The 25,925-nt window shown below is 59.9% G+C and carries 23 protein-coding genes and 2 pseudogenes; 12 read left to right on the top strand and 13 right to left on the bottom strand.

All coding sequences use genetic code 11. The annotated features are described in order from the left end of the window. Position 1: 1 nt before the first annotated feature. Complete coding sequence (locus tag LN139_RS04250; protein WP_236358918.1) at positions 2 to 880, bottom strand: MBL fold metallo-hydrolase; 879 nt, start codon at positions 878 to 880, stop codon at positions 2 to 4. 248 nt (positions 881 to 1,128) lie between these two features. Between LN139_RS04250 and LN139_RS04245 the strand changes: the two genes are divergently transcribed. After that, positions 1,129 to 2,415, top strand: a complete 1,287-nt coding sequence (locus LN139_RS04245) for a sigma-54 interaction domain-containing protein (RefSeq protein WP_236358917.1) — start codon at positions 1,129 to 1,131, stop codon at positions 2,413 to 2,415. 9 nt (positions 2,416 to 2,424) lie between these two features. Here LN139_RS04245 and LN139_RS04240 read toward each other — a convergent pair whose 3' ends face one another. Beyond that, the gene (locus LN139_RS04240; protein WP_236358916.1) at positions 2,425 to 3,315 is read right to left on the bottom strand and encodes a LysR family transcriptional regulator; all 891 of its coding nucleotides are present in this window, start codon (positions 3,313 to 3,315) and stop codon (positions 2,425 to 2,427) included. Positions 3,316 to 3,447: 132 nt separating this feature from the next. On the opposite strand from LN139_RS04240, the gene LN139_RS04235 reads away from it, so the two are divergent. The 4 genes from LN139_RS04235 to LN139_RS04220 are packed head-to-tail and all read left to right on the top strand — an operon-like array spanning position 3,448 to position 7,924. After that, on the top strand, positions 3,448 to 4,500 hold the full coding sequence (locus LN139_RS04235; protein WP_236358915.1) for an Ldh family oxidoreductase: 1,053 nt from the start codon (positions 3,448 to 3,450) through the stop codon (positions 4,498 to 4,500). A 3-nt stretch (positions 4,501 to 4,503) separates the two neighbouring features. Next, positions 4,504 to 5,241: a transporter substrate-binding domain-containing protein gene (locus LN139_RS04230; protein ID WP_236358914.1), complete on the top strand. Its 738-nt coding sequence runs from the start codon at positions 4,504 to 4,506 to the stop codon at positions 5,239 to 5,241. A 57-nt stretch (positions 5,242 to 5,298) separates the two neighbouring features. Next, on the top strand, positions 5,299 to 6,642 hold the full coding sequence (locus tag LN139_RS04225; protein WP_236358913.1) for an MFS transporter: 1,344 nt from the start codon (positions 5,299 to 5,301) through the stop codon (positions 6,640 to 6,642). 13 nt (positions 6,643 to 6,655) lie between these two features. After that, positions 6,656 to 7,924 carry a lactonase family protein gene (locus tag LN139_RS04220; protein WP_236358912.1) on the top strand — a complete coding sequence of 423 codons (1,269 nt, stop codon included), beginning with the start codon at positions 6,656 to 6,658 and terminating at the stop codon, positions 7,922 to 7,924. A gap of 66 nt (positions 7,925 to 7,990) precedes the next feature. On the opposite strand, the gene LN139_RS04215 is transcribed toward LN139_RS04220, so the two are convergent. Then, positions 7,991 to 8,533 (bottom strand): ankyrin repeat domain-containing protein, encoded by a 543-nt coding sequence (locus LN139_RS04215; protein ID WP_236358911.1) that lies wholly within the window; start codon positions 8,531 to 8,533, stop codon positions 7,991 to 7,993. Positions 8,534 to 8,591: 58 nt separating this feature from the next. Then, positions 8,592 to 10,119: pseudogene (gene katB, locus LN139_RS04210) on the bottom strand (catalase KatB). A 341-nt stretch (positions 10,120 to 10,460) separates the two neighbouring features. On the opposite strand from katB, the gene LN139_RS04205 reads away from it, so the two are divergent. Next, complete coding sequence (locus LN139_RS04205; RefSeq protein ID WP_236358910.1) at positions 10,461 to 10,892, top strand: DUF2628 domain-containing protein; 432 nt, start codon at positions 10,461 to 10,463, stop codon at positions 10,890 to 10,892. A gap of 72 nt (positions 10,893 to 10,964) precedes the next feature. Here the strand turns inward: LN139_RS04205 and LN139_RS04200 are convergent, their stop codons facing one another. The 8 genes from LN139_RS04200 to LN139_RS04165 form a co-directional block, all read right to left on the bottom strand. Then, positions 10,965 to 11,660, bottom strand: a complete 696-nt coding sequence (locus LN139_RS04200; RefSeq protein WP_236358909.1) for a hypothetical protein — start codon at positions 11,658 to 11,660, stop codon at positions 10,965 to 10,967. Between the two features lie 61 nt (positions 11,661 to 11,721). Then, a complete protein-coding gene (locus LN139_RS04195) occupies positions 11,722 to 12,399 on the bottom strand; it encodes a hypothetical protein (RefSeq protein ID WP_236358908.1) in 678 nt (225 codons plus the stop codon). Positions 12,400 to 12,406: 7 nt separating this feature from the next. Next, the gene (locus LN139_RS04190) at positions 12,407 to 13,042 is read right to left on the bottom strand and encodes a suppressor of fused domain protein (protein WP_236358907.1); all 636 of its coding nucleotides are present in this window, start codon (positions 13,040 to 13,042) and stop codon (positions 12,407 to 12,409) included. Positions 13,043 to 13,074: 32 nt separating this feature from the next. Next, entirely contained in the window at positions 13,075 to 13,539 is a 465-nt protein-coding gene (locus LN139_RS04185; RefSeq protein ID WP_236358906.1) for an Imm26 family immunity protein, read from the bottom strand. A 34-nt stretch (positions 13,540 to 13,573) separates the two neighbouring features. Beyond that, complete coding sequence (locus LN139_RS04180) at positions 13,574 to 14,110, bottom strand: DUF4303 domain-containing protein (protein WP_236358905.1); 537 nt, start codon at positions 14,108 to 14,110, stop codon at positions 13,574 to 13,576. A gap of 33 nt (positions 14,111 to 14,143) precedes the next feature. Then, positions 14,144 to 14,515 carry a hypothetical protein gene (locus tag LN139_RS04175; protein ID WP_236358904.1) on the bottom strand — a complete coding sequence of 124 codons (372 nt, stop codon included), beginning with the start codon at positions 14,513 to 14,515 and terminating at the stop codon, positions 14,144 to 14,146. Positions 14,516 to 14,594: 79 nt separating this feature from the next. Beyond that, positions 14,595 to 15,383, bottom strand: a complete 789-nt coding sequence (locus tag LN139_RS04170) for a nucleotidyltransferase domain-containing protein (RefSeq protein WP_236358903.1) — start codon at positions 15,381 to 15,383, stop codon at positions 14,595 to 14,597. Between the two features lie 98 nt (positions 15,384 to 15,481). Then, the gene (locus LN139_RS04165; protein WP_236358902.1) at positions 15,482 to 16,210 is read right to left on the bottom strand and encodes a GNAT family N-acetyltransferase; all 729 of its coding nucleotides are present in this window, start codon (positions 16,208 to 16,210) and stop codon (positions 15,482 to 15,484) included. A 304-nt stretch (positions 16,211 to 16,514) separates the two neighbouring features. On the opposite strand from LN139_RS04165, the gene LN139_RS04160 reads away from it, so the two are divergent. After that, on the top strand, positions 16,515 to 16,991 hold the full coding sequence (locus tag LN139_RS04160; RefSeq protein ID WP_236358901.1) for a hypothetical protein: 477 nt from the start codon (positions 16,515 to 16,517) through the stop codon (positions 16,989 to 16,991). Next, positions 16,964 to 17,545, top strand: a complete 582-nt coding sequence (locus LN139_RS04155) for a hypothetical protein (protein WP_236358900.1) — start codon at positions 16,964 to 16,966, stop codon at positions 17,543 to 17,545. The genes LN139_RS04160 and LN139_RS04155 overlap by 28 nt, the downstream gene beginning before the upstream one ends. A 442-nt stretch (positions 17,546 to 17,987) precedes the next feature. Here the strand turns inward: LN139_RS04155 and LN139_RS04150 are convergent, their stop codons facing one another. After that, on the bottom strand, positions 17,988 to 19,247 hold the full coding sequence (locus LN139_RS04150) for an IS256 family transposase (RefSeq protein ID WP_236355438.1): 1,260 nt from the start codon (positions 19,245 to 19,247) through the stop codon (positions 17,988 to 17,990). A gap of 314 nt (positions 19,248 to 19,561) precedes the next feature. On the opposite strand from LN139_RS04150, the gene LN139_RS04145 reads away from it, so the two are divergent. The 4 genes and pseudogenes from LN139_RS04145 (at position 19,562) to LN139_RS04130 (ending at position 25,906) form a co-directional block, all read left to right on the top strand. Then, entirely contained in the window at positions 19,562 to 20,236 is a 675-nt protein-coding gene (locus LN139_RS04145; protein ID WP_236358899.1) for a hypothetical protein, read from the top strand. 53 nt (positions 20,237 to 20,289) lie between these two features. After that, positions 20,290 to 20,628 carry a hypothetical protein gene (locus tag LN139_RS04140; RefSeq protein ID WP_236358897.1) on the top strand — a complete coding sequence of 113 codons (339 nt, stop codon included), beginning with the start codon at positions 20,290 to 20,292 and terminating at the stop codon, positions 20,626 to 20,628. A 609-nt stretch (positions 20,629 to 21,237) separates the two neighbouring features. Then, positions 21,238 to 25,278 (top strand): Pls/PosA family non-ribosomal peptide synthetase, encoded by a 4,041-nt coding sequence (locus LN139_RS04135; RefSeq protein WP_236358895.1) that lies wholly within the window; start codon positions 21,238 to 21,240, stop codon positions 25,276 to 25,278. Continuing rightward, positions 25,275 to 25,906 (top strand): annotated as a pseudogene (locus LN139_RS04130) (4'-phosphopantetheinyl transferase family protein). Before LN139_RS04135 ends, LN139_RS04130 begins: the two are co-directional and overlap by 4 nt. The last annotated feature ends 19 nt before the right edge of the window (positions 25,907 to 25,925 follow it).

The raw sequence follows: 25,925 nt of genomic DNA, 5'->3' as shown, positions 1-25,925 counted from the left end.
CTCAGGCGACGTCGAGCGGGATCTTCAGGTAGCGCGTGCCATTGGCCTCGGGCTCCGGCAGTTGCCCCGCGCGCATGTTCACCTGCACCGAAGGCAGCAACAGCGTGGGCATGCCGAGGGTGGCGTCACGCTGGTTGCGCATCGCCACGAAGGCCTGCTCACTCACGCCGCCGCGCAGGTGCACATTGCCCTCACGCTGCTCGGCCACGGTGCTGGCGAATTGCACGGCACGGCCGCCGGGTTGGTAGTCGTGGCAGGTGTAGAGACAGGTGTCGGCGGGCAGGCTCAGTACCTTGTCGATCGAGCGGAACAGCGTGCTCGCGTCGCCACCTGGGAAGTCGCAGCGGGCGGTGCCGTAATCGGGCATGAACAGCGTGTCGCCCACGAAGGCTGCGGTCCGATCGCCGGCGCGCACCACGTAGGTCATGCAGGCCGGCGTGTGGCCAGGGGTGTGAAGCGCCGTGCAACTGAGGCTGCCGATGGCGAAGGCCTCCTGGTCGGTGAACAGGTGGTCGAACTGGCTGCCGTCGCGGGCCATCTCCTGCCCTGCGTTGAACAGCTCGCCGAACACCTGCTGCACCGTGGAAATCTGCTGGCCGATGCCGGTGCGGCCGCCCAGCTGTGCTTTGAGGTAGGGCGCGGCGCTCAGGTGGTCGGCATGCACATGGGTTTCCAGCAACCACTGCACGCTGGCCTCAAGCTCGCGCACCCGCGCGATCAGGCGGTCTGCCGAGGCGGTGGAAGTGCGGCCGGCGCTGGGGTCGTAGTCGAGCACCGAATCGATCAGGGCACACTGCTGGGTTGAGGTGTCCAGCACCAGGTAACTGACGTTATGGGTCGCCGGGTCGAAAAACCCTTCGACGTGAAGCGTTGCGTTCATTGCATGTCTCCCAGTGGGCTTTGTTCAAGCCGCGAGCGTGGTTGATCTGGAGCAATAAACCGGCCAGGCTTGGCCGCCACCTCAAAAACCAATTAACCAACTGATTTATATGAAGATTTATCAGAGCATTCATTGACCTCCCGCTTCGATGTGGCAGCCTCGACTGCCATAGCACTGCCAATTTGACAGCCATGGCAGTGCACGCCCAGACTTCGCGCAGCCCTTTCCCCACCTCAGGAACACTCGCCATGCCCGCCGAAACCCCGCCGCCGGCCCCCGAGACCGTTCGCTCGCTGGTGTCGTTTCTCGAACACGAACCGCAGCCGATGATCGTGCTCGACCCCGACTACAACATCCTCGCCGCCAACACCGCCTATCGCCGCCAGTTCGGCAGCGACGGCAAGCCGTTTCTGGGGCACAAGTGCTACCGCATCTCGCACCACTACGACGTGCCCTGCGACCAGGCCGGCGAACACTGCCCGATGAAAAAGGCCCGCGAGTTGCGCGCCCCCGACCGCGTGCTGCACATCCACCATACCCCGCGCGGGCCGGAGCATGTGGACGTGGAGCTGCGCCCGGTGCTGGGCGAGCACGGCGAGATCACCGCTTACGTGGAGCGCCTGACCCAGGTGCGCAGCGCCTCGGCCCGCCCCAGCGGCCAAGGGCTGGTGGGAAGCTCCCCGGCCTTCAACCAGGCGCTGGCCGACCTGCAGCGCGTGGCGCCCACCCGGCTGCCGGTGCTGCTTTTGGGCGAGTCCGGCACCGGCAAGGAGTTGTTCGCCCGCGCCGTGCACGAAACCAGCGACCGCGCCACCGCGCCGTTCGTGATCGTCGACTGCTCGGGGCTGGCCGAAACCCTGTTCGAAAGCGAACTGTTCGGCCACGAAAAAGGCGCCTTCACCGGCGCCACCAGCCGCAAGCCGGGCCTGGTGGAAACCGCTCAGGGCGGCACGCTGTTCCTCGATGAAATCGGCGACGTGCCGCTGGCCATGCAGGTGAAACTGCTGCGCCTGATCGAAACCGGCACCTACCGCCGCGTGGGCGGCATCGAAACGCGCCACGCCAACTTCAGGCTGATCGCCGCCACCCACAAACCGCTGGAAACGATGATGGCCGGCGGCGAATTCCGCCAGGACCTCTACTACCGCATCAGCGCCTTCCCCATCACTCTGCCGCCCTTGCGCCAGCGCCGCGAAGACATCGGCCTGCTGGTGAACTCGCTGCTGCAACGCGGCGACATCGGCCAACGCCGCCTGACCGTGAGCCCCCAGGCCTTGGCGCAGCTGCAGCACTACCCGTGGCCGGGCAACATCCGGGAACTGCGTAACGTGCTGGAGCGCGCCAGCCTGTTCGCCGATGACGGTGTGATCCGCAGCGTGCAACTGCCACAGCTGGCGGCACCCGCCGCCCTGCCAGGCCAGGCACCGGTTCAGGCCCTGGAAGGGTTTGCCGGGTCGCGGGCGGAGCTGGCGCGGCAGTTGGGGATCAGTGAGCGGACGCTGTATCGGCGGCTCAAAGAGGGCGGCCTGAAATAAGCCGGCCGGCTACATCGATTGTCGCGCCATCAGCATGTCGAACAGCAGCTTGGCCACCGGCGACAAGGTGCGGCCCCTGCGTGAAATCACCCCAATGGTGCGGCTGATCGACGGGTTCGACAAAGGCCGTGTCACCAGCAGCGGGTGATCCTGGCTCGGCATCGCAAGCTTGGGCACCACCCCGACACCCAGGCCCGCCGCCACCAGGCTCACCAGGGCGTTCACATGCTTGACCTCACAGAACCAGCGCGGGCGGCCAGGGTGATTGGCCAGGGCCTGGTCGATCAGAAAACGGTTGCCGCTGCCCTGCGCGAGGCTGATGTAGTCGTGCTGGGCCAGGTCTGCCCAGGTGAGCGAGGCTCGCTCAGCCAGTGCGTGCCCGGCCGGCAGCGCAACGATGAAGGCCTCTTCGAGCAGTGGCTCGAAGGTGATATCCGCGTCCTGCGCGCCGATGTAGGTCAGCCCGAGGTCCGCGTCGCCACGGGCGACTTCGGTGAGGATCACCGACGATGATTCGTCGATCACCCGGATGCGGATCCCCGGATAGCGCGCGTGGTACTGGCGAATCACCTCGGGCAGGAAGTAGGCCACCGCCGACGGCACGCAGGCGATGGTGACCTCGCCGGAAAGCCGGGTCGAGAGGTCCTGGAAGCCGATCAATGCCGCTTCAAGCTCATTGAGCACATTGCGCGCGCGGGGCACGAAACCCCGGCCGACGGTGGAAAGCTCCACGCGCCGGGTGGTGCGCTCGAATAGCTTGATGCCCAGCGCCGCTTCCAGTTTGTCGACCCGCCGCGACAGCGCCGAGGGCGACAGGTGCATGGCCTGCGCGGCGGCGCTGAACGAGCCGTGGTCGGCAACAGCGAGGAAGCTGCGCAAATCACCCAGATCCAGATTCATGCGTTTACCTCAAAAGTCTCACTGATTTTTGCGTTTTACATTAAAGCACAGCGCTTTCACTCTGGCAGTGCACAGCGGACATCGCTGAATTGGCCACCCGCCTGTGCCCATAAAAAGAACGGAGTGAGATCGATGAATGTAAACGAAGCGCCCTCGTTGTTATCGGCAGCCCAGCTGCGCACGCTCGGCACAGACGCCTTTCGCGGCCTTGGGTTGGGTTGCGATGAGGCTGCGCAGGTGGCCGAAGTGCTGGTGCTCGCCGAGCTGTTCGGCTTGACGACCCACGGCCTGAGCCGGATCGAATCGTATGGGGAACGGCTCGCTTCACGCGGCATCGATCCCGATGCGCAGGTGCAGGAGCACTCGCTCGCGCCAGCGATCGCCCGCATCGAGGGCAACAACGCGGTGGGGCCGCTGGTGGGCATGCGCGCCCTGCAGGCCTCCATGCGCATCGCCAAGGCTCAGGGCGTGGGCGTGGTGCTGGCCAATGGCAGCAACCACTTCGGGCCGATCTCGCCCTATTCATACCTGGCCGCCGAAAAGGGGTTCGCCAGCATCATCGGCAGCAACGCCACCACCACCATCGCACCGACCGGAGGCTCCGACGCGCGGCTGGGCAACAGCCCGCTGGGCTTCGGCGTGCCGCACCCCGAAGGCCAGCACTTCATGCTGGACATGGCGATGAGCGTGGTCGCCCGCGCCAAGATCCGTAACGCGCTTAAACGCGGTGAAGCGATTCCCGAGACCTGGGCGACTGACGCTGCGGGCAAGCCGACCACCGACCCGCGTGCCGCCCTCGATGGTTTTTTGCTGCCCATCGGCGGGCACAAGGGGTACGGGCTGGCGCTGATGGTCGACCTGTTCGCCGGCCTGCTGTCCAACGCGGCGTACCTGACCCACGTGAAGTCCTGGGTGGACGCCCCGGATGAGCCACAGAACCTGGGCCACTTCTTCATTCTCATCGACACGGCTCGGCTGGGAAGCACCGCTTGGCTCGCTGAGCGCATGAGTGATTTCGCGGCGATCCTGCATGGCAGCCCTGCCATCGATCAGCAGGCGCCGGTGATCGTCCCGGGCGAGATCGAACTGGGCAAGATGCGGCGCCACCTGAAGACTGGCCTGGCGCTCGACGCCTCGACACACGCGTTGCTCGACCGTTACGCCAGCCGCGCTGGCAAGGAGTGACCCATGCCTGTTTCCCCTGAACTCGCAGCGGCGCTGGCCCCGACAGGCACGCTGCGCGCCTCCATCAACGTCGGCAACCCGATCCTGGCCAGGCTCGACGGCAACGGCCGGGCGGCCGGGGTATCGGTTGACCTGGCAATACAATTCGCCAAACGGCTGGGCCTGGCTCTGGAACTGAAAGTGTTCCCCAGCGCCGGTGAGTCGGTGGCAGCCGTCAGCGCAGGCGAGGCCGACTTCGGCTTCTTCGCCATCGACCCCGAGCGTGCCCAGCAGATCGCCTTCACCGAAGCCTATGTGCTGATCGAGGGCAGCTACCTGGTCAAGGAGGCATCGCCCTTGATGAGCAATGATCAGGTGGACGCTACCGGCACACGTGTGGTGGTGGGCAAAGGCAGCGCCTACGACCTGTACCTGAGCCGCTCGCTGGCCAATGCCACCGTTGAGCGATGCCCTACCTCACCCGGGGTGGTCGACCAGTTCCTCGCCAGCGGCGCCGACGTCGCCGCTGGCGTGAGGCAACAGCTGATGTTCGATGCCCAGCGCCATCCCGGCCTGCGCCTGTTGCCAGGGCGGTTCATGGTCATCCAGCAGGCCATGGGCGTACCGCGAAAAGCAGGCGCGGCGGCCATCGCCGAGCTGCGGGCGTTCGTGGAAACCGCCAAGGCTCAAGGCTGGGTACTGGAAGCGCTGAACCGGCATGGAATTTCAGGGGCGACGGTGGCGCCCCTTCAGCCGGCGTGATACCGGCCACTGCGCAACCCTGTCGATCACAACAACAATGAACCGATGGTAACTGCCATGAACAAGACAGCTGGACATCCGGGCCTGGAAGCCGCGCCCAACGATGCCGAGGCGCTGCGCAAACGCGCCTTCAAGAAAGTGATCTGGCGATTCCTGCCGATCCTGATCCTGGCCTACATGATCAACTTCCTCGACCGCACCAACATCGGCTTCGCCGCACTGCAAATGAACCGGGACATCGGCCTGTCGGCCGCGCAGTTCGGCTGGGGTGCGGGGATTCTGTTCGTTGGTTACTGCGCGTTCGAGATCCCCGGGAACCTGCTGCTGTACCGCTACGGCGCGCGCCTGTGGCTGTCGCGCATCATGATCTCCTGGGGCCTGGTCGCCTGCCTGATGGCGGCCGTCTCCGGCCCGATGAGCTTTTACGTGCTGCGGTTCATTCTGGGGGTGGCAGAGGCCGGGTTCTTTCCCGGTGTGGCGTTTTTCCTGTCCAGTTGGTTTCCCTCCGAGTACCGCGCGCGGATTCTCTCCTGGCTGCTGGTGGCGATACCCGTTTCCTCGTTGATCGGTGGGCCACTGGGCGGGTTGTTGCTGGGGATGGATGGCCTGTGGGGGCTGGCCGGCTGGCAGTGGCTGTTCATCATCGAAGGCGCCCCGGCAGTGATCGTTGGCGCGGTGCTGATGGGGGTGATGACCAACACACCGCAGCAGGCGAACTGGCTCACCGCAGAAGAGAAAAGCGCGATCATCGGCAGCTTGCAGCCCCAGGAAGGCGAGCGGACGGTGAGCCACTTCCCGGCGGCGCTGCGGGATGTGCGGGTGTGGGTATGCGCGGTCATTTACCTGGGCTTCACCGTGGGCTCCTACGGCATTCAGATCTGGATGCCGCTGATCCTGAAGGAATACGGCCTGACCAATCTGCAGGTCGGTGCCGTCACGGCGATCCCCTACTTCATCGCCAGTGTCGGCATGATCCTGTGGGCGCGCGCCGCCGACCACTCCGGCAAGAAGGCACAAAACCTCACGCTGTGCTGCGCCTTGGCCGTTGCCGGTTTCTTGATCGCCCTGGTGCCGGGCCGCATGGACATCGCCCTGCTGGGCATCACCACCGCGTTGCTGGGCGTGACGGCCGCTCGCGGGATCTTCTGGGCCATCCCTACCCAGTTCCTGACCGGCATCGCCGCTGCCGGCGGCATCGCTTTCATCAACACCATCGGCACAACCGGCGGCTTTTTCGGGCCTGCGATCGTTGGCGGGCTCAAGGAGCTGACGGGCTCGTTCACCGTTGGCTTGCTGGCCATGGCGGGCTTTCTTTGCATGTCGACGCTGTTCGCCTGGTTGCTGGTGCGCCGTGCCCGCAACGAACCCACTGCCTGCCCCGAACTTCAAAAAGTCCAATAAGACGGAGCTCACCATGCCCAATCGAAGAACCGTGTTGAGCGCCATTGCCAGCGGCCTGGCCGCCGCTGTGATCAAGCCGGCTTCGGCTTTTGCCGCGCCCGCGCAACCTGCGAAGAAAACCTACCTGTACGCCAACATCGGCCCGCGGTTGATGCAGTTCGAAGTGGATGCCGAGGCAATGACGCTGACGCAAGTGGGGGCGATCCAACTGCCCGACAGCGTGCAGTATGTTTGGCCGCATCAGTCCAGGCGCTACCTCTACGTGGCCACCAGCAATACCCAGCCGGGCAACGGCGCTGCGGCTGGCAATTCGCATCACCTGGTGGCAATCAAGGTCGGTCGCACGGGCGGGTTGTCGTTGCACGGCGCCGCCCTGCCCCTGCCCAGCCGCCCGATTCATCTGAGCACCGATATTCCGTCGGCAAACGCCCTGGTCGCGTTCAGTAAGCCCAGTGCGTTGCGGGTGTATGCCATCAACGAGGATGGAACGTTGAAAGGCGAGGTGGCGCAGCACGCGCCCATCGACGCAGGCATCTACGCCCATCAGGCTCGCGTCGCCCCTTCCAATGAACTGGCCATTCTGGTGACGCGGGGCAACGAGGGCACGCCGGATCATGCGGAGGAGCCTGGGGCACTGAAGGTGTTTCGCTATGCCGATGGCCAGCTCTCCAGCGAGTATTCGGTCACCCGGGACCAGGGCCGGGGTTTCGGGCCCCGGCATGTGGACTTTCACCCGACGCGGCCATGGGTTTACCTCTCCATCGAAACGCAGAACCAGGTGTCCCTGCTGCGGATCGACAACGGCCGGGTCGAGCCAGACTTTCTGTTCACCCGGACCACACTCGACCCAAAGCAGGAACACCGGGCACGCCAGGCGGCAGGCCCCATTCATGTCCACCCCAACGGCCGCTTCCTGTACTGCGCCAACCGCGCCGAACAGACCGAGGACGTGCAAGGCACTGCTGTGTTCAAGGGTGGCGAGAACAGCATTGCCGTCTATGTGATCGATCCGCAGACGGGGCAGCCAACGCTCAAACAGCACATCGACACCCACGGCATTCACCCCCGCACTTTTCATATCGATCCTTCGGGGCGGATGCTGGTGGCGGAGCACAACCTGCCAGTGGTGGTGCGCAGGGGCAATGCACTTGAAACGGTGTCGGCGGGGTTGTCGGTGTTTCGCATCGACGCCGATGGGACGCTGGCGTTCATCCGCAAGTACGACTTCGATGTGGGCGGGCAGTCGATGTTCTGGTGTGGCATGGTCGAGGGGTGGGGCTGACCGAAGGCTTGCGCGTCGCGCGGCACAGCCGCGCTCCTACGGAGCTTACGGGTGGGAGCGCCGCTCTCACCTCACCGGCGGCGGGCTGAACTGCCCCTTTTCCAACGAGCGCACATCGTTGCCCATCGAATCACGGGCATCCATGTCGGCCCCCTTCGCCTCAAGCGCATCGAGAATGTCCTTGCGCTGAAACAGCGCCGCGTACATGGCCGCTGTCTGCCCTGAATTGTTGCGCTCATCCGGCGCACAGTCGGCATTCAGTAGCCGCCGGGCGATGGTCAGCTCACCCTTGAAAATCGCGCCCATCAGGGCGGTGTTGCCGCGTTTGTCTTTGCTGCACGGGTCGGCGCCTGCCGTGAGCAGTTGCTCCACCGCCACCTGCTGGCCGTGATAGGCCGCCAGGATCAGCGCCGTGTAGCCGTTTTCGTCACGGGTATCGAGGTTGTAATGGGCATCGATGAACGCCCCCAGCTTCTCGGTGCTGCCCTGGCGGGCGGCGTCGAAGTAGATCGCCTGGAGTTGCTGCCGGGTGTCAGCGGCTGGCGCTTGATCGGCTATCGCTGCGTTAGCCAGCAACACCGCCACCAGCCCTGAAATGATCGTTCGCATCACCTGTTCCCTCCTGAGCGCTCACCGGCCGCGACGGCATGGCCGGTGAGCGGGCGCGTCAGTCTTCGAGGCTTGCGGCCAGTTGCTTGACCTTGGCCAGGTCACCCTTGGCCACTTTGGCAACGCCTGTGCCGTAGGCGGGGTCGGCCTTGTACAGGTACGAGAGCATGATGTTCTTGCTCTCGGTGTCGGTATCGGCCAACGACTCGCCGAAGCTGTTGATCAGGTCCTGCTGCTCTTTCGGCGAGTAGGAGCGGTACAGGTCACCGGCCTGCTTGAAGTTCTGCTCACGCTGAATCTTCGCCTGCTGGGTCTTGCCGCTCAGGGCCATCTGGCTGTAACGGGCGCTGTCATCGGCCGGGCGCGGATTCAAGCGGCTCGGCTCGTAGTTCACGCCGGTGGTGGTGTGGCCCGTGTTCAGCGCGCCGTCCTGATTGCCGTTGTTCACAGCCACCACAGGCCGGTTGATCGGCAGGCTCAGGCCATTGGCGCCCAGGCGGTACATCTGCGTGTCGGCGTAGGAGAACACGCGGCCCTGCAACAGCCGGTCTTCCGACGGCTCGATGCCTGGCACCACATTGGCCGGGGCCATCGCGACCTGCTCGGTTTCCTGGAAGAAGTTGTCGACGTTCTTGTTCAGCACCATCTGGCCAATCTTCTGCTCAGGAACGTCTGGCCAGATCTTGGTGGCGTCGAGTGGGTCGAAGTCGAACTTGGCGAGGTCTTCAGGCTTGAGCACCTGAATGTACAAGTCCCACTTGGGAAAGTCGCCTTTGTTGATGGCGTTCACCAGGTCGTGGGTCATGTGCGAGTAGTCCTTGCCCTGGGTTTGCACCACTTGCGCGGGGTCCAGGTTCTTCAGGCCTTGCAGGCTCTTCCAGTGGAACTTCACGTAATGCACTTCGCCCTTGGCGTTGACCAACTTGTAGGCGTGCACGCCGTTGCCGTCCATGAAGCGATAGCCGGCCGGTGTGCCTTCGTTGGAGTACAGCAAGGTGAGCGTGCGCGTTGCTTCCGGCACATGGGAGAAGAAGTCGAAGCGTCGCGAGTCGTTGTCCAGGTTGGTGCGTGGGTCTGGCTTGAACGCGTGGACCATGTCCGGGAACTTGATGGCGTCGCGGATGAAGAAAGTCGGGAAGTTGTTGCCTACCAGGTCCCAGTTGCCGTCAGCGGTATAGAACTTGGTCGCAAAGCCGCGCGGGTCGCGCAGCGTTTCGGGCGAATGGTTGCCGTGCACCACCGAAGAGAACCGCACGAACACCGGCGTGTGAGTGCCGGGCACGAAGACTTTGGCCTTGCTCAATTCACTGATGTTGCTCGACGCGACGAACTCGCCGTGCTACCCCGGTGCCGCGCGCATGCACGACCCGCTCAGGAATGCGCTCGCGGTCGAAGCGCTGAAGTTTCTGCAGCAGTTGTACGTCTTGCAGCAGTGCGGGGCCGTTAGGGCCGGCGGTTTGCGAGTTCTGGTTGTCACCCACGGGCGCGCCGTTATCGCGGGTCAAGGTATCGGCGACGGCATGCGCCAACGGCATGCTCAAGGCCAACGCGGTCAGCGCGTACCTTGATAAGGTTCTGATTTTCATGGTGAATCCCTCACGGTTTTTATGGATATGAACAGCACCATGAGGGTAGCGACGCAGGACGGGAGTACTAAATTGGAAGAGGCTATAGGGGTGATTGAGAAATATGTGTGGAACAGTGCCCAGTTTCACGCCCTGTTGCAGGGCCTCTTCTGAACTTTTGCGAAAGCCGCCAGTCGACAGGCGCGCAACGTGCGTGCCTTTGCCGCTCAAAAACGGCAGGCACCCCGGCGATGATCGCCATGCTCATCATCGTGCCGGCCGCCGAATGAACCTGGCAGCCGCAATTCAAGGATTCCCGGGCGAAACCTCATTTGCCCCGGGCCACCTCAAGGAGTTTGACCATGAGCAGTACCCAACAGCCCCTCGCCTCCACTGGCTCGCTGAATGAAAAATGGAAAGAGCGCTTTGCGTTTTTCGAGGCCCACGGTGAGCCGAAATCGGCGGAGTACCAGGCTGCACTCAAGGCGCTGCCGAGAAACAAGCAGCGGCTGATTCAGATGAACATCATCGCCTTTTTCTTCGGCATCATTTACCTGTTCGTGCTGGGGATGTGGCGCAAGAATCTGAGCTTTATCGGGATCTTCGTCGCCATCGGGGTCGTTGAGGTAATCATTGAAGCTACCTTCAATATCACGATTGCGCAGGCACTCCAGATGGGCATCAGCGTCGCCATGGCGATGATGTACGCATTGAGCACCAACTACAGCTACTACCTGACGCGCGTCAAAGGCTCGAAAAGCTGGAACCCCTTCGAAGGCATGCGCTGGATCTGATGGCTGCCATGTTTGGCCAACTCAAGTTGGCCAAACCGCATCCATGAACGAAGCCTGCAGTGCCTCGAAAAATCAACCTGCCAAAAAGGCCTGAACGCTCGCCAGCAGCGCTGGATGTTCTAGAAACTCTCCGTGTGCACGGTTGCGAATGAGCTCGTACACACCTTCTTCCGGAGACAGCAACTCGATCACGCCGCCTTTGTAGTTCGTGATTTCGATGAACCCGCCCGCCACGCCGTTCAGGTTTTCGATCTCATGCAACAGCGACTCATAGCGCACCACCACGCTATCTTCCGTACCGCCACCGGTTTTCGGGTTATCGAAATAGAGGATGGTTTTGGGGCTGGGCAGCCGGCTCCAGTCCAGCACAGGCACCAGATGCCCGTTCATCATTCGAAACTCGGCAGCTGACTCCTCTCCTGAAAACTCGAATCGCCGGATGGGCACACAGAGGAAAAGGGATTCACGCTTCAGATTGGCATGGCCGTTCATGTGGCCGTGGTAATCCCCTGGCACGGCGAGAACGTGAGTGAAACCAAACTGGTTGGCACGCAGCTCGAAGAGATTCGGTTTACCGGCCTGCAACGCCTTCGGTGCACTTTCCAGAACAGCCACAGCCGTATCGGCATCAGCCATGTCCTGGCTGGCTACAACCAGTGCGTGCGAGCCCTGCGAGGCAAGCCAATAATCGTAGCGGTGGGCGGCAGTGCTCAAAGTGGCGTGGAATACGTTGTGCGCCAGGGTGTCGAAAACACCGAACTCGCCCATCACATTTTCTTTTGTTATCACGGGTATCCCTGCGCTCCCAATATCATTCGTAATCCCACATTCAGGAAAACTCGATCTCGTTGGAGTCGCAGTTTTCCTGAAAAATCGCCATCCAGGCATTCATCACAGCCCAAACGTCGATATCGGCTTCTGGCTCCGTGGGGTTCTCATGCCACCACACATAACCCACTTCGCGCGATGAACTCATGCCCATCGCCATGTAGTCCCCTGCCCCGTTGGAAAAAAAGCTCACCAGGCGCGGAAGGTCATCCAGCTCCTCATCGCACAGATCTTGTACGCAGACGAAATCTTCGACCGGCGAAGGGCCCATGGTCATGCCGATGTAGAAACCGAACCCATTGTGCAAATGAAGGTAAAAGTCGGTAAGCAGGCTGGGGACCTGGGCCCGGTTTGCGGCAGCAGCACTCTCCAAAGGAGCGCCGCCCAAGTGAAGGTAGACCTGCCCTTCCTCCAGATAGACATACCCGAGGTAGGGCTTTTCGCCGATGGCCAGAACCGTTCCGATTACACACTTCTCAAGCCACTCACAGACCGCCGGCAACCTGTCGGAAAAAAGGCTCCACGCGGCGGGCAGCGTGGCTTTTGCGTTCTTTACCAGGCCGAAGCCCTGCCATTGTTCGGGCCACGGGGTATCCGCTGGCACTTCAGCCGGCGTGAAGTAAACGGTGTAGTTCTTCAATCGTGAGGTAACCTGCAGTTTCAACTCATCAAATCCCATAGCAACCTCACCTTTCAAATGATTTACGCAAGCCGGCCTTCACAAGCGAGCCTTTAAAATTTGACCGCGTTACGCGTGCTATCAAAAATATCGATGCCTTGGGCCTGCAAGAGCTCTTCAAATTCTTCGCCGCCGAACGCTTGAACGAATGCACGCTCAACATCATGAATAGCGATGCACTGCAACCAATTGACCCGTACGCCGTCTTTGACCAGCTCCTTAAATGGCCATCCCCCCAAAGGAAGGGAATGGTCAGATAGATGTGGGGCATCGGCGTGTCGCGCGCATAGTTCAGGAAGATATTGGGCAACACCTTACCTGGCGCTACCGTGATCTTTTCACTTTTGATCTGAAACACACAGGAGGCCAGTACGTTCTTCCATACCTCTTCCACCGTTGGCGCCGCTGCACACAGCTCGACGCGGGTTTCCAGTGGCCGGCCATCTCGGCCAATCATTGAAAATTCCGAAAGGCCGATGGTCCCTATCGACGTGATGCCCGGCTCAATGGTGTCCGGGCTGGAAAGAATTGCCACAATGCCGGGGTGTGTTTCGTTTGTACATTCCTGAACCGCAGGCTCCCCACCAAACACATCGCGTGTATGGCGGGCTACGGCTCTGTTGAAGTCGCTGGGTTTGCTCATTTTGATTATCCAGAATAGCCGGGGTATTTATGTTATAGGCCCAGCGCTTCTTTAACGTCGAAATCCCCCATGGGAGAATAATCGCGCAAGGTCTTTGCCTCTTCCCGGGTGATTGGCACTTCGTTATCGAATATATCGACGCGCTTGCAGGAACCTTCGACGCCCAAGGTGAAGAAAATATCGTCGGTACCATCCGGGCTGTACCCTGGCTGGTGCCCGACTATTCTCCAGTCACCTTCGAGTTTTCTATCGAACAGACTGTATGAATCCAGTATCAATGGCTGCCACAAGCGCTCGAATGCAGGTAGCCGGGAAGCATCGGGAATGCTCAGGTGATCGCGAAACACTTCAGCAACGTGGCCAAGCCTGTTTCTGGTCATGACCCTGCCGAAGTGGTAGCGATTCTCGCCTGACAAAAAACAGAATATATCGCCGGGCTTTATATAGCGAAGCAGCGTTTTCGGCTTCTTGTTCCAGTCGGAAAAATTAATTTGCATCCTTACACCCCTTCGGCATTCGACTTCCAAGTTGTCATGTTTCGTAGCGGTTTAAAAATTCAAACAGGGCCGCTCCCTCATTCAGCTTGGCGGCAGTCTCGTTCTCCATACGCTCCGCGTCATCGTCGTCAGTGACTGTCACGAATATCACGGGCTTGGCAGCCTGCCGGTTCGATTTGAAAACACCTTCATCGTTCAACCTCGACAGCACCTGGGCCAGAACGGCTTCCAGCTTTTCACACAACGAATCGACATCACCCGGTTCGCTGGTCGCCCTCAGCTGCCGGCACGCCTCGGCAAAGCGCTCGGCGCCTATGCCTTCGTAAGCCCATTCAGAGGATGACCACTTGATATAAGCGAGGTCTTCAGCGGCCGCGCCTTCATAGTCTTCATGCCTCAGTTTTTGCTCGAGCGCCTGAAGGGAGTTGGCGGAGCAGCCTAGCGACATGGCACTGCTGTCGGTGTATAGGGCAAACGCATAAAAAACTTCCGCTTCGTGCTTTTTCTGGATTTCCAAAAAAGTTTCCTTGGCGGCGATAAAGACGTTGTCCGCGAACTCAATCCAATCCATTGATCGCTCCTCGGATGCTTTGGCTTGATCGAATCAAGATGGGAAATGGCCAGACAAGTAACTGCCCAACAGCCAATCGACCCAATCCGACTCGACATGCTTCATGATCTTTTCACCTATCAGGCCGAAGTCATCCGAGGCGCAGCCTGCCAGTTCCGGGTTACTGGTAATGCGGTAAACCTTCTTGAATACCGCCTCCCGCAATACATTCAATTTCAATAGCTCGCTTTCACACCCTGTGCCTGATGATACTTTCCTGTTTTCCTCGACCCACCTGCGATCAAAGGTATCGTCATCCCGCGCATCCAGCTCTGCGTCCCAGTCCATGTCCTTTTGGAAAACGGCTGCCATGTTGTCGCAGGCCTCGACCCATTCAAGGAGTCGTTCGACAGTATCAATGCTCATCTTGGCTCATTTCCCTCTACCAGGCGCTCGTGCTTTCAATCGAAGCGAGATATCGCAAAGGCACGTAACCGCAATACCTTCACCCCCAGGTTTCCCTCAAGACCGAGCGAAACAACTCCGACAGCAAAGGCTCGATTTCCCTGGGTTCACCACGGCTCGGCTTAACGATCTCGAGCCGATTGAGTTCGCGCTCGACAAACTGCTGGATCGGCGCAATCTGAGGAGACAACCCCATCTCGGCCGACGCGCGTTTGGTCGCCAGCAACTCATCGATCGCCTGCAAAACATCCGGCTCGCGCTCGATGAGCCCCAGCAGTTTTTCAAATTCTATGGGCGCCGGCGTGCCGAACTGTTCCAGCCAGCGCACGGACAGCAAAGGCCGCAGCACGTAGAAGTATTTCTTCAGGGGCACCTGATCGGCCTGCAGGTAACCTCGGTAATTGGTCTTGGCCATGCTGCGGTAGTGATAGATGCCCTTCTCCACCGAGTACACGTGGGGCAGCAGCTCCTTGGCTCGGGCGTGGAAAGACCCAGCCTGCTCATAAATGATGCTGGACTGCACCCACTCCATAAAGCCAGGGTTGGACTTCCAGAACAGCCTGAGCGCCTTGCGCAGGTCCCAGCCATTGATGTCCATCTCGTCAACGATGGGGTACTCGATCACGTCACGTTGTTCTTCAAGGCCAACGGAAAGGTACCAGTCGGGTTTATTCAGGTAGATGAACCGGGCGTCGTAGTCACTGTTGGGCGATTCGAACCCCCAGGCACGGCTGCCTGACTCCACGGCAAGTACGACCTTTACTTCATGCTCATCCTCAGCGCGGCGGAGGCGGTTTCGGACCTCTTCCTGAACAGCGATGGAAACCATGAACCCTCTCCGAGGTAGCGATAAGTCGGGCAAACGCTACTGGCCTGACCTCGGGTTGTCCAGTGACCGCCTGTGCCAGCAACGTCGCCACTGCGCACTCAGGGCTTCACCCAGTACCCATAACCATACGCCCGCTCGAAGCCCAACTTTTCATACAGCGCGAGTGCCGGCCGATTATCTGCTGCCACCTGAAGAAACACCTGGCGCGCGCCCTGCTCCCAACCCCAACCAAACAGTGCCCGGCACAACCGCTCGGCCAGCCCACGACGCTGAAAAGCCTCGCCCGTGACGATATCGAACAACCCCAGTTGCTCCCCCACCACCACGCCAAGCCCACAGCAGCCAGGCACACCACCCTCCTCCCACACCGCCCACGCAGCCGGGTGCGCAATGCGTTGGAGAATCGCCTGGTGCGCCTGAGCCTGCTCATCACCCTGCCCGCTCAATTGCGCGAACGCCGGAATCCACTGCGCCGGGCCGCCCAGCAAATGAACCGAAGGCTGGGGCTCAGCGGTGGGTGCTTGCAGCACGCGGCACAGCACATGCGATGCATCGCTGAATCGGTAACCGCGCTCGATCAGCAAAGGCTCCAGGGTGGGCAGGTTCAGCAGTGATGTGAGCCGGATTACCGGCCTCAATCCTCTGGCCGCAAACTGCTGCTCGATCGCCTCAAGCTGGGTGTGCGTCAGCGGCTGCGAGCGGTCGGTGAGGTTGAGAGAGTTGGCGCGCTTGGTGTAGCCGGTGTCCAGGCGCAGGCACCAGCCGTGCACTTCGGCATCAAGGGCGGCGGGCCAGGCTGCAAAGGCGGCGTTTTCCAGGGTTTGCATGGGTGGAAGCTCAAGGTGAAGTGCTGCGATTGTAGCGGTGTGGGCGAGATCAGCTAAGCCGCGTGGCAGACACTGGCATATAGCCAGCCGGTGAGCTACATTCTCGCCAGCCCGCACGCTTGTCATGGACGTCAAGGATGGCCCCGCCCTCTCCGCTTTACCGTAATCGCCGGCATGCCAAGCGCAATCCGGTGCCCCCGCTCAAATCCCAAGCTCAGTGTTACCGCCCGGCCGACGCCGAACACTCGACTCGCCGGGAAGCCGAACACAAGCAAGCCCCCCATTACGCATGAGAAGCCCCGCCATGTTGCCCCAGCGCATCCAGTCCCCTTCGCTGCACGACCTGCAAACCACCGTGGCTGAACTGCTCGGCAACAGTAATGAACACGTCGTGGTGCAGTTCTCGGCGCCTGAGCAATACCCGGCACCGGTATTGGCTGCGCTGGACGCCCTGTGCGCACAACATGGCCATCGCCTCGACGTGCGCTTTTACGGGCACTACGCCGCCGACCAGCCCTTCGACGGTGACACACTCGAAGCCCTGCCCCAGGTGCAAGCCTTGACTCTGGATTGCCTGTATCACGCCGAACGGCTTGAACGGCTGGCAAGCCTTGCGCACCTGCACAGCCTGGCACTTGGCGTGGACAAGCTCGATCTGAACCCGCTGCTGGCATTGGGCAACCTGCAAAACCTGACCATGCTGCGGGTTGCGCAGGAAGTGGGGCCGAAGCTGGACCTGGCCCCCTCAGCCGGTTGCTTGACCTGCGGGCACTGCACCTGAGCGCCAAAACTCAAGGGCTAAAGCCGCTCGAAGCACTTACCGGGCTGAACGAACTCAGCCTTTATCGACAGCCAGCCACTACAACGTTTGAGGTGGTTTCGGGGTTGCCTGTTTTGCAGAAGCTTTCTATCGGGTTTGGTAGCCGCGAAGGCATGCCGGAGTTGTTCAGTGACAGCGTTACGCACTTGAGCCTGTTGCGGGTAAAGGGGTTGCAGGCGTTGGAGCTTGGGCGCTTTCCCGGGCTTGAAGTGCTGGAGATTGAGGATCAGCCGCACTTGAGTGAGTTGGTTTTGGGGGTGGGTAGCCGGTTGAGGGCGTTGCGGTTGGAAAATTTGAAGTCGCTTGGGTGGATTGAGGGGTTAGGCGAGGCGCCGGTGAGTAAGTTATCGATCTATAAGACGCCGGGGTTGGATTTGTTGGGGTTGCTTGATGAGCCGATGCCGGGGTTGAAGGCTGTGCGATTGGTGAGTGGTAAGCGGGGGGTTGATCGGGAGATTGAGGTGAGGCGTGAGGTATTGGGGATTGGGTTGGTGAGTGGGATTTTCGAAGAGTAAGGGATGCTGGCAGATGAGATTTCCAGGGGAGGTGTTGTGCGTTCGATACCATTGATATGAGCTTATCAGTGTATGGAAATGCGCTGTAGAAGGTGGCCGCTTCCGGCCTGAAGCAGGCATGGAAACCTGAAAATCTATAGCGCATACACAGCCTTACTTGAAGCGTAAACGATGGGAAAACTCACCACACTAATTGCAGAAGCAAAGGCCGGACTTTCCATCCAGGAGAGAACGTCTGAGGAGAAATGGTCGGCAACTGCCGCGCAATGTGGGGCTACAGAGGTAGCAGAATTCATGGAGCGAATAGCACTGCTCAAAGCCAGCTCGAAATCATTGAAGATTGGGATGGTGACACTAGGGAGTACGTAAAAGCCGCTGTCTAGGGACTGTCAGATTTTTTGTGTGCGGGCGGTTAACGCCCGTCACCTGACGGACAGTGAAATCACCAGGTTGGCCTGGTAAAGCGATCTTCATACAGGATCGCAAATTGATTCATCGCACTTTTCCAGTCATGCGCAGCCTTGCCCCAGTTGGCGGTGATGTTTCGCAGTCCCAGCCAGATCAGCTTGGTCGCCGCTTCGTCATTCGGGAAGTGCCCGCGCGTCTTGATGATCTTGCGCAACTGGGCGTTGATGCTCTCGATGGCGTTGGTGGTGTAGACCACCTTGCGTATTGCCTGCGGGAACACGAAGAACGGGATCACGCGATCCCAGGCCCGCCGCCACGCGGCAACAACCGTCGGATACTGCTTGCCCCAGGGCCCAGCCTCGAAGTCGTTCAATGCCTGCTCGGCGGCCTCGGCATTGAGTGCCTGATAAATCGGCTTCAGAGCTTTGGCCAGCCCTTTGCGTTTGTCCCAGGAGGCGTATTCAAGGCTATTGCGGATCAGGTGGACGATGCAGGTTTGCAGAGTCGTTTCAGGGTAAACAGCCGCCAGTGCTTCTGGCATGCCCCTGAGTCCGTCCGTGACGGCAATCAGCACATCCTCAACGCCTCGGTTGCGCAAGTCGTTGAACACTTTCAACCAAAACTTCGCACCCTCGGTGTTCTCGATCCAGATACCCAGAATGTCACGGGTGCCGTCCGGCAAAACGCCCAGCGCCAAGTAGATCGCCTTGTTGCGGACCACACCTTCATCGCGGATCTTCACCCGCAAGGCATCGAAGAAAATGACCGGATACATCGGCTCCAGAGGCCGCTGTTGCCATGCACCCACTTCTTCCATCACGGCGTCAGTAACAGAACTGATGAAGTCATGAGAGACGTCCGTGCCGTACTGCTCCAGCAGAAACGCACGGATCTCGCGTACCGTCATGCCACGGGCATACATGGCGATGATCTTGTCGTCGAACCCTGTGAAGCGGCGCTCATGCTTGGGAATCAGGATGGGCGCGAAACTGCCGTCGCGATCGCGGGGAATGTCCAGCTTGAGCGGGCCATCGTCAGTCAGCACTGTCTTGCCGCTGGTGCCGTTGCGCTGGTTATCGGTGCCTTCCGGGCGCGTCTCGCCGGACGCATAGCCCAAGTGATAGCCAAGCTCCGCACCCAGTGCGCGCTCGACCAACGCCTTCTTGAAGGCCATCGAGATGTCCTGGATCGCCTCAGCTGTCATCGGGCCTTTGACGAACTGTTCGACCAGGTCTTTGGGGATCTCTGGGAGGTCTTTTCTGGCCTTGCCGGCCGGGGTCTTTTTGCTTGGCATGTCATGCACCTTAAACGCATGTGATGCCCGAACACAAAATTACTGATAGTCCCGCTGTCTACCACTTATCCAAACTACTGAGACGCACCGCCGGCTAACTCGACAAGCACCCGGTCATACCCAGCTGAGGAAGGCCGCCATGGGCGTTGGTTGTACGTCGTTTGATTTTTTATCAGCAATAAAAAAGCACAATGATTTCGATTGGGTTAAAAAACATAGAGCCTGAATTAGCCGAAAAAACGGAACTGGGTAATGTATATCTCCAACGAAATTCTTGATGAGGAATTTCACATTGATAATTCTGGAGGATGTTTGTGAGTAAAGACAAAGGTATCGAGCCGAAACGACACCAAATATCGACCTTGAAAGATTTTGGAGTAGTTGATGTTGGTGACTTCATCGCTGATGATAAGATTCTGCGAATTCTTTCGCAAACTGCCAAGCATCTGATATACGAAAGACATTCTGGCGTTTCTTATGCTGCCATTGACGCTACAACACAACAAAGTGCCAACATTGCACATCTAGACCAATTATTGATTCAGGCAAAAAGAAGATTCAAAGGAGTACATGCAGAATCGCTTCAATCTTATAAAAGCACCATTTTAACCGCGATTTTCTGTGCTGATGAAGCTGTTACAAAAAAAGCCATTGAGAACCTTGAAGACTTTATAAGGGAAACCCCCTCCGTAAAAAATGTTGTGGAGCGTCGCGAGAACTATATCGTTTGGATCAGTGAGTTTGGCGTTGAGCACTGGATAAAGAAAGTATCTGAAGTCAATGCAGGCGTATTCTCTGATTTTTATAATGTAAAATCACTTGGATTGGTCGTTATTCCGAAGTCAAAGCTGAAAAAATTCTACGGCAAGCTGGCTTCGTGCTTGGTAGTGGGTTTGAGCAAAGGGGTTGATTGTGAAGAGGATGTTTTCGAGCCTGCAAAAAATATATTGATAAATGTGTTATTGATGCAGCCAGATTTAAGCTTGTAGTAGTCGTTTTTTTGATTAGCATTTGTGTCCTGTTGTTTGCCGCAGGGGCTAGGTTGTACTTTTTCGGTGTTGCTGGAATAAATTTTCAAGCACTTTTGATTGGCATTTTTGGTGGAGCTCTGGGCGCGATGATCTCGGTCTTGCAAAGAGCGAAGAGTTTAAAGGTAGAATTGTACGAGTCGATTGATCTTATTTTATTACAAGGAGGTGTGCGCATCAGTTTAGGATGTGCATTTGGTGTTATCGCGTTGGTAGCCAGCAAGTCCGGCTTATTGCTGGAGCTATTGAGCCAAAGTAATAACAAAATGTTCTTGCTTGCTGTAATAGCCGGCTTCAGTGAGCGGCTTATTCCTGATTTCATAGGTAAAATTGCGGAAGATAGTGTTAAATGAAATCACACTTACCAAATTTTAATTTGTAATACCTCGATGTCCTTAGGCTCTGTACGTCATTGGCAGAAACCCAGCCAAACCCGAACCTTAGGCCAGTCGGTACGATATTTCGTATGAAACTTGGGATCTGATAGCGGATCTTCTCACAGGTCCGCGGCGCAAAGGCCGCCCCCGCCCCGATAACCGGCAGCTTCACGCGATAAGCCTGATGACATTTCGCGAGCCGCGCTGGAACGCCGGGGTTTCGGCAATATGGCTTCTACCCGATTCCAGCAGAGCGTATTGGCGATGGCCTGAGAGGTTTGAGGGAGCGTCAAGTGCAGTCTTTCAACCCCGCAACGCGCGGGACCTCGTGGCGCCTGCTGTAACACCCAGCGATGTGGGCAATCCGCCACCTTCGTTTCGTCGTTCAGGATTCATACAGCCAGCCTTTGACATATTCGCCTTGTCAGCCTGTTCTCCTACGCCGGTGAGAGCTCCAGCCAAACGCATCGAAACCGACGTTTTGCGGACACGCAACGACCCTGGAATTCGCGCCAATCGCACACGGACAGGCTCATAACCAGAAAGTCTCAGGCCCCTCCTTCAGACGAGCTAATACCTGCTGCCATGAATAACCTCAATCTGTCGATGCTGGTCCAGAACCCACAACCGCTGGACGTGATTTACGGTCCGATTCAACCTGAGCTGCTACGGGAGGAAGTGCTGGCCGATTTGCTCGAAGCCAGTGCCCGGCGCAACCCTCAGCAGGTGGCATTGATCTTTGGCGAGCGTCAGATCAGTTATGGCGAATTGGACCGGCAGGCCGATCAGGTGGCGTCTGCGCTGATCAGTGCGGGGGTTCGGCCGGGGCACATTGTCGGTCTGTGGCTGCCGCGTGGCATTGAGCTGCTGGTCATGCAGGCCGGTATTGCCAAGGCGGGCGCCGCGTGGCTGCCTCTGGATCAGGACACGCCGGTAGAGCGTCTGCAGATTTGCCTGGAGGATGCCAGCGCAGTCGGGCTGGTGTCGTGCCAGGCGTTGATGCCGGTGTTGGCTGATACGGGCCTGCAGGTGTGGACTGCCGAACAATTGCTGACGCCGACCGGCACTGCCTTGGTGCGCCGCAGTGGGGTGCATCCCGACGCTCCTGCCTATGTGATTTACACCTCTGGCTCCACTGGCAAGCCCAAGGGCATTCTGATTTCCCAGCGCAGCATCTGCCATTTTCTGCGCAGCGAGAACGCGATACTGGGCATTCGGGCCAGCGACCGGGTGTACCAGGGCTTTTCCGTAGCCTTCGACATGTCGTTCGAAGAAATCTGGATCGCCTACCTGGTCGGCGCGACGCTGTGGATAGGCCCGAAGGAAACCAGCGGTGATCCGGAAACCCTGCCGCGCTTGCTGAATGAACAGCGCATCAGCGTCTTGCATGCGGTGCCGACGTTGCTGGCGCTGTTCAGCGAAGACGTTCCCGGTTTGCGCCTGATCAACCTGGGGGGCGAGATGTGCCCTGAGTCGCTGGTCGAGCGCTGGGCAACGCCGAACCGGCAGATGTTCAACACCTACGGCCCTACCGAAGCCACTGTGTCGGCCAGCCTGGCGCGCCTGTCGCGTGGCCGTCCAGTGTCGATTGGCACACCGTTGCCCAATTACGGGCTGTTGATCATCGCTAATGACCCTGCGGTAGGGAGCGACCTGGCGCCCAGCCTGCTGCCGCGTGGCGAAGTCGGCGAGCTGTGCATCATTGGCCCCGGCCTGGCCGAGGGTATGCTTGGCCGGCCGGACCTGACTCAAGAAAAATTTTTGCCGAACCCATGGTCCACCGGCTATCACGATGCGCGCCTGTATCGAACCGGCGACCTTGCCCGGATCGACGATGATGGGCAGGTGCAGTGCCTCGGGCGTGCCGACGATCAGGTAAAGATCCGTGGCTTTCGCGTCGAACTGGGTGAGATCGAATCGCTGTTGGCGCAACAGCCTGGCGTGGGCACGGTTGCAGTCCTGTTGCGCAACGAGGCGGGCGTCGATCAGCTGATTGCTTACCTGGTGAGCGACACGTCGACGCCTTCAGCATTCACAAGCCAGTTGCGCAAAACCTTGCAGGGGCAGTTGCCGCCGTACATGGTCCCGGGGCACTTCGAACTGCTCGACAGCATGCCGCGCCTCACCTCCGGCAAAATCGATCGCAAAGCGCTCAAGACCCGCCCGTTGACGGTCGATGCCCAGGCCGCCAGCGCAGAGTCCGATGTGGCGCAAACCGAAGGTGAGGCTGCACTGTTCGCCGCACTGAGCACCCTCTTCCCCGGCGTACCGATCCGCCGCGATGCGAACTTTTTCACAGATCTGGGTGGGCATTCCTTCTTTGCTGCGCGTTTGGCCTCGGCGCTGCGTGCCAACCCGCGCTTCGCCCAAATCACGGTGCGCGACATTTACCAGCATCAGCGTATCGGGGCGATTGCCGAAGTGCTGGACCAGGCGCCGCAAGAGGTGGACGCTCCGGTGGCTTGGACGCCTCCATCAGCCTGGCGTCGCTGGCGCTGCGGCGTGGCTCAGGCGCTGGCATTGCCGGTCATGGTCAGCCTGCGGATGACCCAATGGCTCGCACCGTTCTTTACCTATCACTTGCTCACCGGCTCGCCCGATGACTCTGTTGCGTTGGCGACGTTCGCGTCTATCTCGGTGTTTCTGATTGCCACCGTTCTGCAGTTCTTCATCGCGCTGGCGGCCAAGTGGCTGATCGTCGGCCGCCTGAAGCCCGGGATCTATCCGCTGTGGGGCGTTACCTACTTTCGTTGGTGGGCCGCAGACCGCATGGTCGAGTCGGCGCCGACTTATCTGCTGAGCGGCTCTTCACTTTATCCCCTGTGGCTGCGCGCACTGGGCGCGAAGATAGGCAAGGACGTGATCATCGGCGGGGCTACGGTACGGGCTCATGACCTGCTGGAAATCGGCGACGGCGTCAGCGTCGGCAACGGTGCCAGTTTCGAAAATGCGCGCGTAGAACGGGGCCAGTTGCATCTGGGGCGTATCGCCTTGCAGGCCAATGCCTGTGTCGGCTCTTACGTGATCATGGAAGGCAATACTGCTGTAGGCCCGTGGGGGCATCTGGAAGCCCAGTCGGCCATGGCCGACGGCCGGGAGGTTCCGGCTGGGCGCATCTGGCAAGGCTCGCCAGCGCGTGATATCGGCGCGTTCGATACGCTCGGCCAACCTGCGCGGCCGGTCACCAGCCCTGCGCGTTTGCGGGCAGAAAAACTGTTCTTCGTCTTCGGCGTTCTGCTGGTCGCGACGCTGTTCTTCATCCCGGTCTTCCCGACCTTTTTCCTGATCGACTGGTTCGACGTGCAGAATGTCTTGCCATGGTTCGAGGGCAGCGGGCCAGCAGGACAACTGGCGCGCTATTTCCTGCTCGCGCTCCCGGCCAGTGCGGTGCTGATCGTTGCGACTGTCCTGGCGTCTGCGGCATTGCGCTGGGTCGTCTTCCCACGCCTCAAACCGGGCCGTTATGCGGTGCATAGCAATACCTACTGCGCCAAGTGGTTGATCAGCCAGATTCAGGAAGCGAGCCTCAATACGCTGTCCGGCATCTACGCCACGGTGTACTCGCCCTTCTGGTATCGGCTGTTAGGCGCGAAAGTCAGGCGCGACGCCGAGATCTCCAGCGCACAGGGCGTCATCCCGGACATGCTGACCCTGGGCGATGAAACCTTTATCGCCGATGCGGTGATGCTCGGTGATGAGCGCATCGACGGCGGCTGGATGACCATGCAACCTACGGTCGTCTCGCATCGCAGCTTTGTCGGCAACGGCGGATACATCGCGGACGGCGCAGTACTGCCGGAAAACGTCCTGATCGGCGTTCATTCCTGCGCGCCGCACAACAGCAAAATGGCCGACGGCGACACGTGGCTGGGTTCACCACCGATCCATCTGCCTGCCCGTGAGCAAGTGACTAGCGCTCCCGAGTCACTGACGTTCAAGCCTTCACGGCTGCGTCGCCTGGCCCGAGGCCTGGTCGAAGGCATGCGCATCATCACTCCGCACGCGGTGTTGATCGCCGTCGGCTACACGGTGATGCTCGACCTGATGCCACTGGCCGAAGACGAGCGCTGGGGCGCCGTGCTGGCCTACCTTGCAGTCATCGGCATGGCGTACAGCGTGGGTAACTTTGTGCTGGTCGCTGCCTTGAAGTGGCTGGTCATGGGCCGCTATCGCAAACGCGCCGACCCCATGTGGACGCCATTCGTATGGCTGTCGGAAGGCATCACCAGCCTGTATGAAGGCATGGCCGCACCAAACTTCATGCGCTACCTGCGCGGCACACCCTGGTTGCCGCTGGCATTCAATGTGCTCGGCTGCAGGATCGGTCGCGGGGTTTACATGGACACCACCGACATCACCGAATTCGACTGCGTCAGCATCGGCGCAGACAGCGAACTGAATGCTGGCGCCTGCCCGCAGACCCACCTGTTCGAAGACCGAATCATGAAGATCGATCACGTCAGCATCGGCGAACGCGTGTACATGGGGCCACGCAGCGCTGTGTTGTATAGCGCGGTCGTCGGCAACGATGCGCACCTTGGCGCACTGACCCTGGTGATGAAGGGCGAGCATATCCCTGCCGCCAGCCGATGGGCCGGTTGCCCCGCGTCACCTGACAGGGCATGAAGCCCGGGGCGAGCTGGGCGTTCGGCGAAGATGGCCGGCTCGCCCCCCAAAGCCTTTCCCTCGGCAGGATGTATTGCTGGTCAGCTGCGTCACCAGGCCAGGCTGTGCAAGAGATGAAGCCAGAAACCGGATTCGGGCTTGCGTGCGCACTGCCGTGGAGCAGTGGCTCGAAATACCCTCGGACGCGATCCAGATCATCAGCGCCCCAGGTTTCGCACCGCGCTTGCTTATCGACGGGCTGCCGGAGCCTGGTTTTTCCGTCAGCCACGAGGCTGGGCTCTCACTGGCTGCCGTCAATCTCCACGGCGCAGTGGGCGTGGACCTGATGCAGGTTCAGACTGTGCCGGACTGGCATGCTGTCGCGCTGGATTATCTGGGGGCTGAAGTTGCCAGTGTGCTGTCAGGCATGCCCGAGCCGACGCGTGCGGTGGCCTTTGCCAAGGCATGGTGCAGGCGCGAAGCGTTTTTGAAGTTGCATGGTTTGGGGCTTGAGGAATGGAGGACGGTGGGGGGGTTGCAGGGTGTGGGGGTGGAGGTTGCATTGGGAGAGGGGATGGTGGGTGTGGTGGCTTTGGGGTCTGTATGTGCTGATACGGGACTGTCAGATTTTTTGTGTGCGGGCGGTTAACGCCCGTCGGCTGACAGAC

This window comes from Pseudomonas sp. KNUC1026, from assembly GCF_021650705.1.
Classification (GTDB): domain Bacteria; phylum Pseudomonadota; class Gammaproteobacteria; order Pseudomonadales; family Pseudomonadaceae; genus Aquipseudomonas.
This window is presented reverse-complemented; position numbering and strand designations above follow the sequence as displayed.

Excerpts from the sequence above, each read along its gene's own strand:
- LN139_RS04185 (WP_236358906.1), bottom strand. The coding sequence starts at position 13,539 with ATGCAAATTAATTTTTCCGACTGGAACAAGAAGCCGAAAACGCTGCTT.
- LN139_RS04235 (WP_236358915.1), top strand. The coding sequence starts at position 3,448 with ATGAATGTAAACGAAGCGCCCTCGTTGTTATCGGCAGCCCAGCTGCGC.
- LN139_RS04195 (WP_236358908.1), bottom strand. The coding sequence starts at position 12,399 with ATGGGATTTGATGAGTTGAAACTGCAGGTTACCTCACGATTGAAGAAC.
- LN139_RS04215 (WP_236358911.1), bottom strand. The coding sequence starts at position 8,533 with ATGCGAACGATCATTTCAGGGCTGGTGGCGGTGTTGCTGGCTAACGCA.
- LN139_RS04220 (WP_236358912.1), top strand. The coding sequence starts at position 6,656 with ATGCCCAATCGAAGAACCGTGTTGAGCGCCATTGCCAGCGGCCTGGCC.
- LN139_RS04225 (WP_236358913.1), top strand. The coding sequence starts at position 5,299 with ATGAACAAGACAGCTGGACATCCGGGCCTGGAAGCCGCGCCCAACGAT.
- LN139_RS04250 (WP_236358918.1), bottom strand. The coding sequence starts at position 880 with ATGAACGCAACGCTTCACGTCGAAGGGTTTTTCGACCCGGCGACCCAT.
- LN139_RS04170 (WP_236358903.1), bottom strand. The coding sequence starts at position 15,383 with ATGGTTTCCATCGCTGTTCAGGAAGAGGTCCGAAACCGCCTCCGCCGC.
- LN139_RS04230 (WP_236358914.1), top strand. The coding sequence starts at position 4,504 with ATGCCTGTTTCCCCTGAACTCGCAGCGGCGCTGGCCCCGACAGGCACG.
- LN139_RS04180 (WP_236358905.1), bottom strand. The coding sequence starts at position 14,110 with ATGGATTGGATTGAGTTCGCGGACAACGTCTTTATCGCCGCCAAGGAA.
- LN139_RS04245 (WP_236358917.1), top strand. The coding sequence starts at position 1,129 with ATGCCCGCCGAAACCCCGCCGCCGGCCCCCGAGACCGTTCGCTCGCTG.
- LN139_RS04200 (WP_236358909.1), bottom strand. The coding sequence starts at position 11,660 with ATGGGCGAGTTCGGTGTTTTCGACACCCTGGCGCACAACGTATTCCAC.
- LN139_RS04150 (WP_236355438.1), bottom strand. The coding sequence starts at position 19,247 with ATGCCAAGCAAAAAGACCCCGGCCGGCAAGGCCAGAAAAGACCTCCCA.
- LN139_RS04190 (WP_236358907.1), bottom strand. The coding sequence starts at position 13,042 with ATGAGCAAACCCAGCGACTTCAACAGAGCCGTAGCCCGCCATACACGC.
- LN139_RS04135 (WP_236358895.1), top strand. The coding sequence starts at position 21,238 with ATGAATAACCTCAATCTGTCGATGCTGGTCCAGAACCCACAACCGCTG.
- LN139_RS04175 (WP_236358904.1), bottom strand. The coding sequence starts at position 14,515 with ATGAGCATTGATACTGTCGAACGACTCCTTGAATGGGTCGAGGCCTGC.
- LN139_RS04165 (WP_236358902.1), bottom strand. The coding sequence starts at position 16,210 with ATGCAAACCCTGGAAAACGCCGCCTTTGCAGCCTGGCCCGCCGCCCTT.
- LN139_RS04160 (WP_236358901.1), top strand. The coding sequence starts at position 16,515 with ATGTTGCCCCAGCGCATCCAGTCCCCTTCGCTGCACGACCTGCAAACC.
- LN139_RS04205 (WP_236358910.1), top strand. The coding sequence starts at position 10,461 with ATGAGCAGTACCCAACAGCCCCTCGCCTCCACTGGCTCGCTGAATGAA.
- LN139_RS04240 (WP_236358916.1), bottom strand. The coding sequence starts at position 3,315 with ATGAATCTGGATCTGGGTGATTTGCGCAGCTTCCTCGCTGTTGCCGAC.